The organism is Persicirhabdus sediminis, from assembly GCF_016595495.1.
Classification (GTDB): Bacteria; Verrucomicrobiota; Verrucomicrobiia; order Verrucomicrobiales; family Akkermansiaceae; genus Persicirhabdus; species Persicirhabdus sediminis.
Genome location: NZ_JAENIM010000037.1, coordinates 15,335 through 29,604, shown reverse-complemented (window position 1 = coordinate 29,604; position 14,270 = coordinate 15,335). Strand labels below are relative to the sequence as shown.

General features: G+C 48.8%; 8 protein-coding genes. 7 read left to right on the top strand and 1 reads right to left on the bottom strand.

Annotated features, from left to right (window positions below; all coding sequences use genetic code 11):
- The 6 genes from JIN82_RS07215 to JIN82_RS07190 all read left to right on the top strand — a co-directional run bounded on the left by JIN82_RS07215 (position 1) and on the right by JIN82_RS07190 (position 10,498).
- On the top strand, positions 1 to 426 hold the full coding sequence (locus JIN82_RS07215; RefSeq protein ID WP_200310964.1) for an ExbD/TolR family protein: 426 nt from the start codon (positions 1 to 3) through the stop codon (positions 424 to 426).
- A gap of 25 nt (positions 427 to 451) precedes the next feature.
- Entirely contained in the window at positions 452 to 1,015 is a 564-nt protein-coding gene (gene def, locus JIN82_RS07210; protein ID WP_200310963.1) for a peptide deformylase, read from the top strand.
- A gap of 87 nt (positions 1,016 to 1,102) precedes the next feature.
- Positions 1,103 to 3,454, top strand: coding sequence for a sulfatase-like hydrolase/transferase (locus JIN82_RS07205; RefSeq protein WP_200310962.1), 2,352 nt, complete (start codon positions 1,103 to 1,105; stop codon positions 3,452 to 3,454).
- A 69-nt stretch (positions 3,455 to 3,523) separates the two neighbouring features.
- Positions 3,524 to 3,901, top strand: a complete 378-nt coding sequence (locus tag JIN82_RS07200) for a BlaI/MecI/CopY family transcriptional regulator (protein ID WP_200310961.1) — start codon at positions 3,524 to 3,526, stop codon at positions 3,899 to 3,901.
- 2 nt (positions 3,902 to 3,903) lie between these two features.
- Positions 3,904 to 8,817, top strand: a complete 4,914-nt coding sequence (locus JIN82_RS07195) for a M56 family metallopeptidase (protein WP_200310960.1) — start codon at positions 3,904 to 3,906, stop codon at positions 8,815 to 8,817.
- A gap of 100 nt (positions 8,818 to 8,917) precedes the next feature.
- On the top strand, positions 8,918 to 10,498 hold the full coding sequence (locus JIN82_RS07190) for a family 20 glycosylhydrolase (protein WP_234041849.1): 1,581 nt from the start codon (positions 8,918 to 8,920) through the stop codon (positions 10,496 to 10,498).
- A 122-nt stretch (positions 10,499 to 10,620) separates the two neighbouring features.
- Here the strand turns inward: JIN82_RS07190 and JIN82_RS07185 are convergent, their stop codons facing one another.
- Entirely contained in the window at positions 10,621 to 12,045 is a 1,425-nt protein-coding gene (locus tag JIN82_RS07185) for a sulfatase-like hydrolase/transferase (RefSeq protein WP_200310958.1), read from the bottom strand.
- A gap of 286 nt (positions 12,046 to 12,331) precedes the next feature.
- Between JIN82_RS07185 and JIN82_RS07180 the strand changes: the two genes are divergently transcribed.
- Positions 12,332 to 13,852 (top strand): sulfatase family protein, encoded by a 1,521-nt coding sequence (locus JIN82_RS07180; RefSeq protein WP_200310957.1) that lies wholly within the window; start codon positions 12,332 to 12,334, stop codon positions 13,850 to 13,852.
- Positions 13,853 to 14,270: the final 418 nt, after the last annotated feature.

Sequence of the window (14,270 nt, the reverse complement as noted above, 5' to 3'; positions counted from 1 at the left end):
ATGGAATTCTACCGCCCACAACGCAAACAGACCGCCATTCCCATTGTATCGTTGATCGATATTTTGGTGATCCTGCTGGTCTATTTTGTGGTCTCCACGCAGTTTAAAAAGAAGCGCGATGTGCTCGACGTGAACCTCGCGCTGACTCAGGAGATGCAGACGCAAAAGCTCGTCCAGCCAGCTGCCGTGCTGTCAATTTCAGCCACCGGCGAGATGTCGCTGGAGGCGACGCGCATTCCTGAAGGGTTTTTATTGGACTTCCTGAAAACATTCCGCAAACAAAACCCAGATCGCAAGCTCGAGGTGAAACCAGACAAAAATGCCTCGTGGCAGAGCATGGTTACCGTATGGGATGCATTGACCAAAGCTGGGTTTCAAGTTAAGGACGTTCATCATCACGCGAAAGTCCCTGGTTCTAAGGGGTAAATTTATTGCATAGAAAATACAGATTATGGTTTTGGATATTGTACAATACGGCGACCCAGTGCTGCGCAAAAAGTGCACGCCTGTCACTCAGGTGAATGAGGAAATTCAGAAATTGGCTCAAGATATGATTGAGACCATGAATGATGCTGAGGGTGTTGGTCTAGCTGCGCCGCAGATTGGCCGCGATATCCGCATGGCTGTCATTGATACATCACATGATCCAGAATGTGTTAGTTTTCTCAAAGTGAATGGCGAAGATGCCAAAATGGCTGACATCATGCCATTGGTATTCATCAACCCAGAGCTGGAATTGCTCGACCCTAAAGAGCGCTCCACCGAAGGCTGCCTGAGCATCCAAGACATCAATGCTGATGTCAACCGCCCAAGCGTGGTGAAAGCCAAGCTGCCGCAGCTAGATGGCTCCGTCATCGAGCTAGAAACCGACGGGCTGCTCGCTCGCGCGCTCCAGCACGAGACCGATCACCTCGACGGCATCCTCTTCATCGATCGCCTCAGCTCAGCGGCCAAAGTGTCCGTGCGCCGCAAGCTCAAGCGCATCATGGCGAACCAAGGACGCCGCCGTCGCTAAGAATCTAATTTTTTGAAAAACTTGAAACCGCTGGGTTTTAAGTATATCTGAACTCGCTCTCATCTATTTGGGAGCGAGATTTTTTTTATGCAAACTGAAGCAGACAACCGCACGAATCGCAGCTGGCAATTCCACCTACTGCACACGCTGGCATGGCTGCTTGGCGCCGCCGCGATGTCGCTGCCGTACCACCAAGCCTGGACCGTTAATCAAATCCCGCTGCGCTTTGGGCCAGGGAATTTTGCCTACAATCTGATTTCGCTCACGCTCTTCTGTGTGCTCGGCATGATCATCGGTGGCTACTGGATGCGTTTTACAAGCTGGCTAGCTGGCGCGAGCTCAGCTGGCTGGAAAATCATCGCCGGATTCATGGCCGTCTGGGCACCATATATCTGGCTATGTTACGCAGAAAAAATCCCCTCTAGCGGGATTCTCTGGCTCAGCATGTTTGGTCTCGTCGCCGTCTCCGTGCTTGCTGCATTGATGGGAAAAAAATCTCGAGGTAGCCAAAACCTCAGCTGGCCTAGCTGGACTAACTTCAAAGATTGGCTGCGCGAATGCCGCGCTTGGAATGGCATGTTTTTTGCCCTCCTTTTGTTAGCTTTGCTGACCAATAACTTTTTCTCTATCTGGCTGCTGCAGGGCACCGCTACCGAAGTGGCTAGCGCCATGCTAGGGCGTTGTTTTACCCAGGCAGTATTCGTTTGTTTTTTCTACGTGCTCATGGAGCTGGTGCTGCGCGCATCACCCATCCACCTGCGCTGGATCGTTTGGGCATTTGTTGGGCTGGTGCCATTTCTCGTCATTGCCGACCAGCTGCTAGGCATGATGTGGGGGCGCTCGCTCATCGAGCTGCTTAACGGACTCACCGCTTCAGGGAATTTTGACCTCGCCGTTGAGCTCGCAGCTGGAGGCATTGAAGTGAGCAACCTGACGGTCTATCTGTCCATGTTAGCTGTCGTTGGTGGTGCCGGTCTGCTCGTTCTAGCAGCATGGCTGATCTCGAAAAAGTTCAGCATGAAAATGTCACTCGGCCGCGCCTTTGTCATCGGCTTTACTTGCTGGTTATTTGTCATCGTCGAGCAGGGAGTAGGCGCGCTATGGAAAGATGTGGTGGCTTGGCAGTCCGAGCGCGAAGTTTTTGGCCTCGGCCTCAGCTTGGTCAACCCGCGCGACGGACTCACCGAGCTGACACCTGTGTTTATCGCCCCGCAGCCACAGGCCATTTCTCACCAGCTAGAAAAGAAACCAGACATCATCATTCTCATGGTGGAGAGTTTGCGCGCTGATGCCATTGATGAGAAAACCACACCATTCCTTAGCCAGTTCAAACAAAATGAAGCCCAACAGCTAGAGCGCACGTGGGCCGCATCTAACGCCACGCATCTATCTTGGTTCAGCTTTTTCCACAGCCAAGTGCCTGTTTTCTGGCGCTCCACTTTAGAATCTATCGAAGACCGTGAGACATTCCTTGGCGCACCCATGTTGCAGGCGCTGAAAAACTCTGGCTACCACATGGAAGTGCGCGCCGTTTGTGACCTCTCTTATAAAGATTTTGGCATGCTCAACTTTGGCACTGGCACTCAGCTGGTAGATTTCCTTCGCCACGTCGACGGCGCTGATGAATTTTCTAGCATTGGTATTCCAGCTCGCGAGCAGTGGTGCTTTGAAGAAATGCAATCATCCATCGCTGAGCGTCCAGCTGGCGGTGGGTTTTATTTCCTCGGGTTAGATTCGCCGCATTACAATTACTACTGGCATCGCGATTTTGATCCACCATACAAAGAATACGACACCACCGTTAGGTTCCCAGTGAGGCCAAATGAACAAGCTGTCCAGCGGGTGCGTAACCGCTACCTCAATGCCGCCGCGTGGGTCGACCACCAGATTGAGGAATTCACTAACTTTCTCAAGCAAGAAGGTCGCTACGACGACAGCATCATCATCATCACCGGCGACCACGGCGAAGAATTTCAAGAACACGGTAGCTGGTTCCATTGCTCGTCGCTCCAGCCAGAGCAAACCGCCGTACCTATTCTCATCAAGTGGCCCGCCTCTATGGGCCGTGGACCTAGCCAGCTCACCGCCAGCCATCTCGACGTCATGCCGTCACTAGCAGACGCGTTAGGTTATCCATCTGAGTGGCGCCAGCTGATGGCGGGCAGGTCGCTGCTAGAAGAAAATGGTGAAGTGTCAGCAGTCATGACTACCGCCTACGCTGGCCGTAGCGGTGAGAGCATGGCATTGCGCCGCGGTGACTTGTTAGCCACCTTCACTTGGGCTCGCCCGTGGGAAGCTGAAGTCCCTCAGCAGATGGTATTAAAATCGCTCAGCGACCAAGGCGAACCTATCAAACTCGCCAAACCAGAAGACTATCAGTCAGCTCTATTCGAGCTCTTCCCAGACGTCAAAAACCGCCTGTTCAGCACTGCTGAGTAGAGGTGAAAATACGATTGTTGGGGAAAGTTGTTTACATGTGTAATCGATCTGATTACACATGTAGTCATTATGAGTGATGGCAAGATTTCTGAATCCGAGTGGAAGGTGATGGAGGTACTGTGGGCGAGTAGCCCGCTGAGCGCGCAACAGATTGTTAGCGCGGTGAGTAAAGAAGAGGCGTGGAAACCACAAACGGTGAAAACCATGCTAGGTCGCCTGGTGAAAAAAGGGGTGCTGAGCTACAAAACGGAAGGCAATCGTTATTTTTACTCCCCGCTGATAGAGAAAGAGCAGGCGACCCAACAGGAAACGAGTTCGTTTCTCGGGCGCATCTGCAGAAACTCGTTGATGCCATTGTTAGCTCACAGCCTGCAGACGAATCGCAAGCTGGATGAGGATGAAATTAAAGCGCTGCGTGAACTTCTAGCCAAACAAGAGGAGAAGTAATCATGGGCTTATTTGAACAAGTTCTCGAGGCCTCAGCGATAGCCAGTGTGTTAGCTGTGGTCATTTTTCTACTCTTGCTCATCGCAGGAAAACGCATTGCTCCCAGCTGGCGCCACGGGCTCAGTTTGCTGGTTGTGGTTAGGTTGCTTTTAATTTCTCCGCCAAGTGCTGAGACATCGTGGGAAACTGTGTTTGCTAGGGGAGATGTGGCGACAGCTGAGCAAAATGAGTCAGTTGAGTCAGTTGAGTCAGCTGCGACGGACCAGCTAGCTGAGCTGAGTCCGCCAGCTGAAATGCCACAGGAATTTGTCGAACCCGCTGAGCCAAATGCAGAGTCCTTCTCGTACAGCGAAGCCGAGGCGCCGTCGGCAGTCTTGCCTATTCAGGAGGAGTTTGCTCAGCCAGAAATGCAGCCAGTACTGAGTGAAAATCAAGTGAGCCAAATTGACTGGTCTCTCTACCTGATGAGAGCTTGGCTTGCTGGTTGCGTTATATTTGCGGTGATGTTGTTAGTAAATATCACCCATCTTCAGTTGGTGATCCGGTCTGGTCGTAGAGTAGAATCGGATGAGCTGATAGATGCTTTGAATCAGGCTGGCCAGCTGGCGGTTATGTCTCGTCTGCCACGAGTGGTACTGAGCTATCAAGTTGGCTCACCTGCGGTGACCGGATTATTTCGGCCAACGATTTTATTTCCTCGCCAGCTGCTAGGCGAGCTGGAACGCGCTGATCTAGAAATGATTTTACTGCACGAGTTAGGTCATGTGAAACGCCGCGACCTATGGTTCAATGCGCTGATGTTAGTGGCGCAGGTGCTGCATTGGTTTAACCCACTGGTCTGGCTAGCATGCAAGCGCATCCGCATCGAAGCTGAGGCCGCCTGCGATAGCTGGGTGCTGAGTAAAATTGGCGAAAACCACCGCGACAGCTACGGTCACGCCTTATTGAACTTGCTAGAAAATATGCACCAAAGTCCAACGATGGTTGGCGCTGTAAGTGTATTGGAAAGTTCAGCTGATCTAAAAAATCGCTTGCTAGGCATCGCTAACTACCGCAAAGGATTACGTTTATTCTCAGCGCTATTTGTCATCACCTGCATCGGCATCTTCACCTCCACAGGCTTCACCAAAGCCCCTGAGGAAACCCTCCAACAAGAAGTCATCCAAGAGGAAGTCATCCAAGAGGAAGTCATCCAAGAGGAAGTCATCCAAGAGGAAGTAGCCAGCGAGAATGAAGAGTTGATAGGTGAGAACATCGTCACCGTCAAGGTGCTCGATCCAGCTGGCCAGCCAGCGCCTAACGCTACGGTGTATGTGCAGATGTATTCAGCTGAGCGGGGTGAACATGTCATCGTTGATTCAGGAATGACGGATGCTCTGGGTATAATGCGTTTTGATGTGACTGAGCTGTTTCATGAACATGAGGGGCTGAACCATTTGCACCTGCATGCAAAGGGGGAGAAGTCAGGGGTGTACTTTGATCCCTGGTTACGTGTTGGCTCTCAAATTGACAGCGAATTGAGGAATGCGCAGATAAAGTTAGAAAAGACATCCTCCGCCAAGGTAAGGTTTTTGAAGCCTGATCAGAGTCCAGCTGTTGGACTGTCGGTATTTTTTGAAAGTTATGCACTGAGTAAGCCAGTTTTACTAGGTGATCCTGGACCAACACTTAGTACAGTAGACCTAGGCCGAGAGCTAGGAGCACAGGTCTTCACTGGAGTCACAGATTTGGATGGATGGTGCGATGTTTCCTATATTCCAGATGCAGGAGGAGTCTATTTAATGCATGACGGCAAAGAATACGCTAACCTCACCGGTAAGAATAGTGGAATTTTGACGGAGAACCATCTATTAGGCGGAGAATCAAAGGTGTTTACCCTCGCGACGGCGTCTTCAATCCGTGGTCAGGTGCTAGACGTGAATGGAAATGGTGCTCATGGAGTACTAGTAGGGGCCTATGGTCGCATGTATAATTACTACTATGCTGAAACTTTCACTGACAACGAGGGCAAGTTTGAACTAACTCAGCTACCTCATTCCGATAAACCGTATGGTGTTGTTATTAGGCATTTACCTAAACCTTTATATGAACTTAATTACTCTAGTCTGTCAGAGCAAAATATTGCTAAGCAGGGGGAACTAGTAGTGTCTGTTCTCGAAGGAGGGGTAGTCACTACGGAACCTATCAAAATGGAGGCTGCGGCTTTTATCCAGTGGAAGATGCTTGATGCTTTGACAAAGAAGCCTATTGAATTGGATGAGCCTAGAATGATGGCAATGTTTAGGCATAAAGTTAGAACGGGGAAGCAAACGGTTCAGTTTTATAATGGGAGTGCTGCACCTGTTGGATATCAGCCAAATAAAGAAGAGTTCGAGATTGAGTTGCAACCTGGCGAAACCATTGAACTCGAAGTTGAATTTGAAAAAGAGGCTCAGCAAAAGGCTCCTGCCGCACCACAAGCTGGCGTGAAGTTAGATCCAGCTGGAGATAACATAGTCACCGTCACCGTGCTCGATCCAGCTGGTAAGCCAGCTTCTAACGCTACGGTGTATGTGAGGAAGTTTACCGCCTATTCAAACTCGTATGATGTCTTGTCAAAGGGCAAGACGGATGCGTCTGGCGAGTATCGATTTGATGCGAGCTCGAGTTACCCTAAAGAAGAAAGAGACATCATGTCTGGTCGTGATGCTGTAGATTTTGTAGCTTATGCAGCAGGCAAAGGAATTTTTATCGCTAGTGATTATGACAGTAAAAAACTCGTACCTGGTGAGAAGACGTTTACCTTGAGATTAGAAAAAGTGAGATCAGCTAGAGCTCAGTATTTCCAAGCTGATGGAACTCCTGCTGCTGGAATGAACGTTAGGGTTGGCAGGCTATTACGTCAGCTGCCTAGTGACCATCCAATGAGTAGGTTCGGTTATGGTGGCGTAGGAATCCCAAGAGAGCTAGCAGAGGATCTTTTTTCAGCTGTTACTGATGAGCAAGGTTTTTGTACCATTGCTAACATTCCTGAGTTTACAAGGGCGTATCTGCTCCACGATTGGGAATCCTACGCAAACGTTGCAAACAAGACAGCGCTTTTCTTTACCTCGGCTTACGTTCCTCTTGATGGTGTTAGTACTTTTAAGTTAAAGCCTGCAGGTAATCTAGACGGTCAGGTTTCTCTTCCCGACGGCAGTGAAGCCGAAGGTGTTGCGGTTTACGCTTTTAACAGGGACCAATTATATCGAGACATCGTGCTCACTGATAAAACGGGCCGCTATTCTTTTAAACAGCTTCCAGCTGGAACCTATGAAATTTTGCTGAATGTCCCCCCTGCCTTAGTTGACGAATTTATAGCTCCTCGGGATAAGGTCGTTGAAAAAGTGAGTGTAGGTGAGAACAAAGCTGCAGCTATTTCTTTAGCTAAGGTGGCTTATGTTAAGGTGAGCCCGATTGATAGTGAGACAAGGGAATCACTTGCTGGTGGATATGAACTCCGAGTTCCAGCTGGAAAATGCACAGTTCAATATCAGCAGCTACGCCCTGAGGGCTATGCTGACAATAATGAATATTATTCTTTAGAAATCGGAGCAGGGGAGACTAAGACTGTTGATATAGAATTTTCAGCTCTAAACCAGGAAGTTATTTCTTCGATCAAAGGACAAGTCGTCGATGTAAATGGCTTAGCTGTAGAAGGGGCTGAGGTCATTATTAGAAGCCAAAGTCAGCACAGACAATTTGGTCCAATGGATCAATTAAGTGACGCTGAAGGTCGTTTTGCTTTTGAATTCACTTCGGAAGATTTCAGTAAGGAGGCTAATCTTGAGACCGAATTAGTTAGGATCTTCGTGAGAAAAGGTGAGCTATACTCCACAACTTTTCAGGAATGGAAGTTAGGCGAAACTGAAGCTAAGATCGTGGTGAAAAATGATCCATCCACCGCGATTACAGGGATAGTTATAGATGAGGAGGGGGCTCCTATAATGGGCGCTAATGTTATGCTCTGGGGAGGTTTACCACAAGAGTGGCGGCGAGAGCAACTAACTGACAAGAATGGACATTATCATTTTGAGAATCTGGCACCAGTTGGAGTGGAGCTGAACATCTCCGTAGCTCATAGCGGTTATGGTGAAAGTGACAGCAATGCTATAGTTGTGATAGCTGGCGAATCAGTAAGGGTTGAAAATATTGTTTTGCCTAAGGCTGATCAGCATGTCAGTGGAGTTCTGTTGGATCGTCACGGTAAACCCGTGAAAGGGGAAACCGTACAAGCTCATGGATACAGGCAGCCTGTATCGCTAGCTTACTCACATGGTTCGGCGCTTACAGATGTTAGTCTGAAAGATGGCTCATTCAAAATCGATGGTTTGGTTTCGGGTTGGCTGGACTTGACCGTGAAATGGGATCCCACCGACAGAACCAAGTGGTCTAAAACTCGGGTTAAGACTGGCGACCAGAATATTCAAATCATTGAGCCAACAAGTTACCAGTGGCATGACGCTAGGTATAACACTGTGGATTTGATTGGCCAGCCGATGCCGGAGCTGAAGATTGAGAAATGGTATCACGCCGAGCCAGTGGATGTGAACGCTAAGGGCAAGGTGAAGGTATTCTTATTTCAGGCAATGGACAGGTCACTGATGTGGTCTAGCAATACACTGCCTTTGCATGAGAAGTTAGTGAAAGAGAATCCGGAACTGGATATTTTCATCATTCATACGACGTGGCCGCAGCGGGAGGTGGATGAGGTGTTAGCGAATCAATTCCCCGATTTCAAAACTCGCTTTGCTCTAGAGGCAGCAGATCAGCCAATTCAAGCGGTGTTCAAAGCGGCTCGGCTTCCGCACCTCGTCGTGGATGAAAATGGCATCATTGTGATGCAAACTGACCGAGCAAAAGCAGCGATCCGCAAGGCGAAGCAGCTGGTGGATTGATAGAGAGCTGTGTTTTCGCTCCTTGATAGAGGAGTTTGAGAATGTTTAGATTTAATCGTTTAGGTTAAAAACCGGGTCTTTCTTCATGCTAGATGAATGCATGTGGATGCGTAGTATCTGGTTGATGAATGGTTTTATGCAGAGGAGTCGTTATTATAGCTCGGGCCTGATGGCAGCAGCTGTGGGGGTATGGGTTAGTTTTTCTGGGGCTGTAGCGCAAGCTGGTGATGAGCAAGTAACTTTACCAGCGACGCAGGAGTGGCAGCAGGCAGAGGGTGTGTTGGCGTGGCCTAGTGAGTTAGGTATTTTTGTAGCAGGTGGCCAGCAGGCGGAGCTAGCTGGTGAGTTGGAGATATTCAAAGCTGAGTGGTCCGAAGTGAGTAAGATTGCGGTGAAGCAGGGTGATGCTAAATCAGCACATTTGTTGATCCAGCTAGATGCAGCTAACAATGAGCTGGGGGCTGAGGGCTACCAGCTGGAAGTGGCTGATCAGATCAAGCTAACAGCATCAACAAACACAGGTATTTTTTACGGTTTGCAGACATTGAGCCAGCTGGCTGGAAATGCTGATGGCGTGATGAAAGGCAAAGTGATAGATCAACCTCAGGTGAAGCAGCGCGCCTTCATGGTAGACTGTGGTCGTCATTATTTTGAGGTGGAGTTTTTGGAGAAGCTGATGCGTCAGATGGCTCGTTTGAAGATGAACGTGCTGCATTTGCATTTCACTGAGTGGAATGGATTTCGCTTAGAGAGTGATGTTTATCCGGGGCTAGCTAGCGAGCAGGCGTATTCGAAAAAAGACATCCGCCACCTGCAAGATTACGCGGCTAAGTATCACATCGAGATCGTACCTGAAATTGATCTGCCGGCACACGCTACCTGGATCACTAATTATGCGCCTGAGTTAGGCTTCAAATCCCCAAGTATGCGCCAAGCAAAATGGCAGGGTGAGGAAGCTAACAAGAAAGACCTCGCGTGGGTGATTGATGTTTCTAAAGAGGAAAACCGTGAGTGGATCAACAAGCTGCTCAACGAGTGGATTCCGCTATTCGACAGTCAATATTTCCACATTGGTGGTGACGAGTGGCAGTATGATGCGGAGAAGAATCAAGCGCCAGAGATGGTGGCCGCAGCGAAGGCTATGGGCTACGAGATGCCGGGGGATATTTTTGTTCACTGGATCAATGAAGTCAACGAGCTGGTAAAGTCACACGGCAAAACGACACAGATTTGGAACTGGTGGAACTTCAGCCCGAACAAAAAGAAACGCAATGAAACTAGCATTCATCCAGCCAAAGATATTGTGGTGAATGTGTGGAACCGCCCGCGGCAGAATGCAATTCTAGCAGAAGGTTATCCTGTGATTCTTACCCCAGAGGAAGGCAAAGACTCACTCTACGTAACGCCGATGGCGGGCGATGGAAAACCTGGCGATTATGGCTACATGCGTCCTGATTATTTGTATGAAAATTGGAAGCCAATTCTTACTGATCAGGTGCTTGGTTACAAAGTGTGCCTGTGGTGCAACAAGGCTGAGCATCAAGCTGATGAGTGGTTTGAGCAATACTATCAACTGCCTCTATCTGTCATGGCTGATAGAATGTGGGGCGGCGCTAAGGTGGATTCATTCAAGTCCTTCGAGAAAAACACAGAAGCTGTGAGAGCACAGCTTTGGAGATAAGTTTCTTCCCAGCTGGTTAGTGAGTGTATGCACTTTCTAGCTGGAGCAGAGTAATACAAAAAAGGCGATCGCGCAGCTGCGCGATCGCCTTAATTTTATACTAACATGGAAAAGTTATTTGCTTACGGTTTCTTTGGCCAAGTACTCATTTCGCCCTCAGTATATGGTTTAGCGATGGCGTCGAATTTAACCGACTCTTGTTTCATGCGCTCTAGCACCTCTGGGAATTTTGCAGCTAGATCAGTGGTTTCTGATGGGTCGTCTGCTAGATTGTATAGCTGAGGAGCGGCGTAAAACCTGCGGTCTGGGTTTGGTCTGTTGGATTTGATTGGTGTGATGCCTTCACGTTTGAGCGCTGCTGCATAAACACTTTTGTCTACAGGCCAAACAAGTTTCCAGTCACCTTGGCGAACGGCATGACCGCGGCCCCAGCGCCAGAGAAATTGACGATCGGTAAGTGGTGCTTTTTTGCCAGTTAGGTACGGCAGCAGGTTGATGCCGTCGATTTCACGGTCTGCTGGGAGAGCTACACCGGCGGCTGCCGCGATAGTTGGGAAGATGTCTAGGCTGATGATAGGGCCAGCGAAGTCTTCTTTGCTGCCGATTTTTCCTGGCCAGTGGATGGCAAATGGCACGCGCACGCCACCTTCTTCGAGGCTTGCTTTGTTAGCTTTGTATGGACCGTTATTGATAGCGGCTTGAATTTTTGGCAGGTCTTTTGCTTTGATTCCTTTTTGTAGCGTGATGCCTCCGTTATCATTGAGGAAGAAGATGATAGTATTTTCTCTTTCACCTAACTCGTCGAGCGTGCTGAGTAGGCGACCAACGTTTTGGTCAACATTTTCCATCATGCCAACGTAGGGATGGATGCCGTAGTTTTCCTTGCCTATCGGAGCGACGATAGGCGTATGCATGGCATTGAGTGAATAGTAGAGGAAGAATGGATTCTTGGGCGCGGTTTCTTTCAGCCACTTGATAGCGTAATCCGTGTGAAGGTCTGTGCGGTAGGCGTCTTCTGGCCACGGCTGCTTTTCTTCATTAATTAACAGGTAATTCTTTTTGGCGTCTTTGAATGTAGGGTAGCCAACAGCTTTCATGTTATAGTCGAAACCGCGCTGTAGAGGGAGGAATCTTTTCACTTCACCTAAGTGCCATTTGCCGATGGCGGCTGATTTGTAGCCAGCTGGCTTGAGCAACTGGGCGATGGTGATTTCGTTAGTATCCATGCCGTGCTCGATCTCTGTGGCGTGGGCAATGCCGCCGCTGAGTGTTTCATAACCAAAGCGAGCTTGGTAGCGGCCAGTCATGAGACCAGCGCGAGATGGCGCGCAGACGCCGTGAGTGACGTAGCCCTGTGGGAAAAATACTCCCTGCTTGCAAATGCTATCCAAGTTAGGAGTCTTGATGACTTCACTGCCAGTGTAGCCAAGTGCATTGTAGCACATGTCATCTAGCAGGATGACGAGTATGTTGGGTTTTTCTGCGGCGGAAAGCAGGCTTGTTAGGCTTAGGCTGACGCCTAAAATTAGGTGTTTGATCATTTTCATGAGTGCTCTGATTAGAATATTCTAGCTAGGGTGAGGTGCTGGGGGCAATTGCCTTACCCATAGATACGTCGTCTACTGATGAACCTTGATGTCTTTTTCTATGAATAGGCATTCATTTGCCAAAAAGCTGGGTGGCCTCAGCGGTGGCTGAGCAATGGTGGCTGTAGTATGAGCTTATTTAGTGTAAGACACTAATTTTCTTAGCGTAATCATATTTATGTTTACATGGAAATTATCACGTAAATAATTGTCCATTGTTAGGTTTTTAGAACGTATTTTGTAAGTAATGAATTTCAAAACGAAAGTTATCAAAACTCTAGGTATTCTTCTATCAGCCAGCTCAATAGCTGCAGCTGAGTCGGTGAATGCGGAGGATGTTAGTAAACCCAACATAGTTGTCATCTACATCGATGATATGGGGTATGCCGACCTTGGAGCGAATCAGGCAGGCGTGTATACCCAGACGCCTAGCATGGATGCTTTGGCAGCTAGTGGGGTACGATTTGAGAATGGCTACGTGACCTCGCCGATGTGTGGGCCATCTCGCGCATCGCTGGTGACTGGTAAATATCAGGCGCGTACTGGCTACGAGCAACACAAAGGCGCGCGCCGCCAAGATGAAAATACTCTGGATGGGCTGCGCTTGAGCGAATCAACGATGGCTGACTACATGAAGGAGGCGGGGTATCGTACTTTTGCTTTTGGTAAGTGGCACCTTGGCAGTTCTGCTGAGCAGCTTCCTCACAAGCGTGGGTTTGACGAATACTGGGGGTTGGTGGAGCCGGGGAACCAAAACTTCTTGCGTTCATTTCAGGTAGAAAAGGGCATTGTGTTTTGGGATGAACCGGTGACGGTTAATGACAAGTCAATGTATCTGAGTGAGGTTTATACCGACAAGGCGATTGATTTTGTGAACCGTCAGCACGAGGCTGAACAGCCATTTTTCATGTACATGTCCTATACGGCGATGCACGGGCCTAACGAGGCTACTGGTGACTACAAAGAACGCATCCGTGAGTATTTCGACAAAAATGGCTATGAGGTGCCGAAAAATGCAGATGGCCATAGACAGTTTAATACCCCAAGAGAGAAGCGCATCAAGGGGCTAGCAGAACTGTGGCAGATGGATACTGAGATTGGTCGATTTCTCGATCGGCTAGAAGAGTTAGGTTTGCGTGAGAATACGATCGTGTTTGCGATTTCAGACAACGGCGGCAAACCTGAAGATAACGGTTCGTGGAATGTGCCATTTGGTGGGCAGAAAGGACAAATTTATGAAGGTGGCATTCGCGTGCCCTACATCGTCAGCTGGCCAAAACAGATTCCAGCTGGGCAAGTTTTCAGTGAGCCTGTGGTGCAGATAGATGTACTGCCAACTATTCTAGCTGCTGCTGGCCAGCCTATCCCAGAGGCTATCGATGGTGTTAATCTAACTCCATTTCTCCAAGGTAAGAAAAAAGGCGCGCCTCACGATGCAATCTACTGGCGCGTGGGCGATAACTGGGCGATCCAGAAAGGTGGCTGGAAGTTAGTGCATGCAACGAGGGATTTCTTCACCTTTAGCGACGATCCACCACAACTCTTCAATTTAAATAATGACCCGTACGAAAGTACTGACCTGAGCCAGCAGGAGCCTGAGCGCATGCAGCAGCTGCGCAAACAGTGGGAAGAATGGAATAAAGATAATATTCCGCCTCTCTTTGGTTCGCCAAATCATTTGCCCAATGGCATTCCTTGGCCTGAGGATTTGCATGCTGCTAGAGGGCGATACAATCCGCTTACTGGCGAGTATATTGGCGTGAAATAAGGCCATTTGAGCAGTTAAATCGTCGGCATGACGAGCTGGAGTTTTCTCTAGCTCGAATGCTCGAGGTGGTCGTGTAGCTGGCTGGCTACGCGATCACCAATCTACGCAGTGTTAGGGCTGGGTGTTGAAGTTAGTTAGTCGTTTTTTGTGATCTGTCTAGGGGTTGATTATCGTTTTCCTAGTCAGCTGAGTCATAGTTGTTTGATGGTTTGAGGTATTGTGTTTAGTTGGTGGTTTATTATTTAACTGTCTGTTTGTCAGTTGCTTGCGGTTGTTCTCGGGGCGTGAGTTTCAATTCTCTCTGTGTGTATTTAGCTGAATCTAGCTAATTATTGAAATATTCATCGCTTAGCTCTGTACGATCTCTATGGTGATAGGTCATACACTTTGGCTGGTCGGTAGTTTTTTTGTCCACTCA

Bases quoted from the DNA above. Each gene is read 5' to 3' on its own strand.
- JIN82_RS07195 (WP_200310960.1), top strand. From the start codon at position 3,904: ATGGGCTTATTTGAACAAGTTCTCGAGGCCTCAGCGATAGCCAGTGTG.
- JIN82_RS07180 (WP_200310957.1), top strand. From the start codon at position 12,332: ATGAATTTCAAAACGAAAGTTATCAAAACTCTAGGTATTCTTCTATCA.
- JIN82_RS07200 (WP_200310961.1), top strand. From the start codon at position 3,524: ATGAGTGATGGCAAGATTTCTGAATCCGAGTGGAAGGTGATGGAGGTA.
- JIN82_RS07215 (WP_200310964.1), top strand. From the start codon at position 1: ATGGAATTCTACCGCCCACAACGCAAACAGACCGCCATTCCCATTGTA.
- JIN82_RS07185 (WP_200310958.1), bottom strand. From the start codon at position 12,045: ATGAAAATGATCAAACACCTAATTTTAGGCGTCAGCCTAAGCCTAACA.
- JIN82_RS07205 (WP_200310962.1), top strand. From the start codon at position 1,103: ATGCAAACTGAAGCAGACAACCGCACGAATCGCAGCTGGCAATTCCAC.
- JIN82_RS07190 (WP_234041849.1), top strand. From the start codon at position 8,918: ATGTGGATGCGTAGTATCTGGTTGATGAATGGTTTTATGCAGAGGAGT.
- def (WP_200310963.1), top strand. From the start codon at position 452: ATGGTTTTGGATATTGTACAATACGGCGACCCAGTGCTGCGCAAAAAG.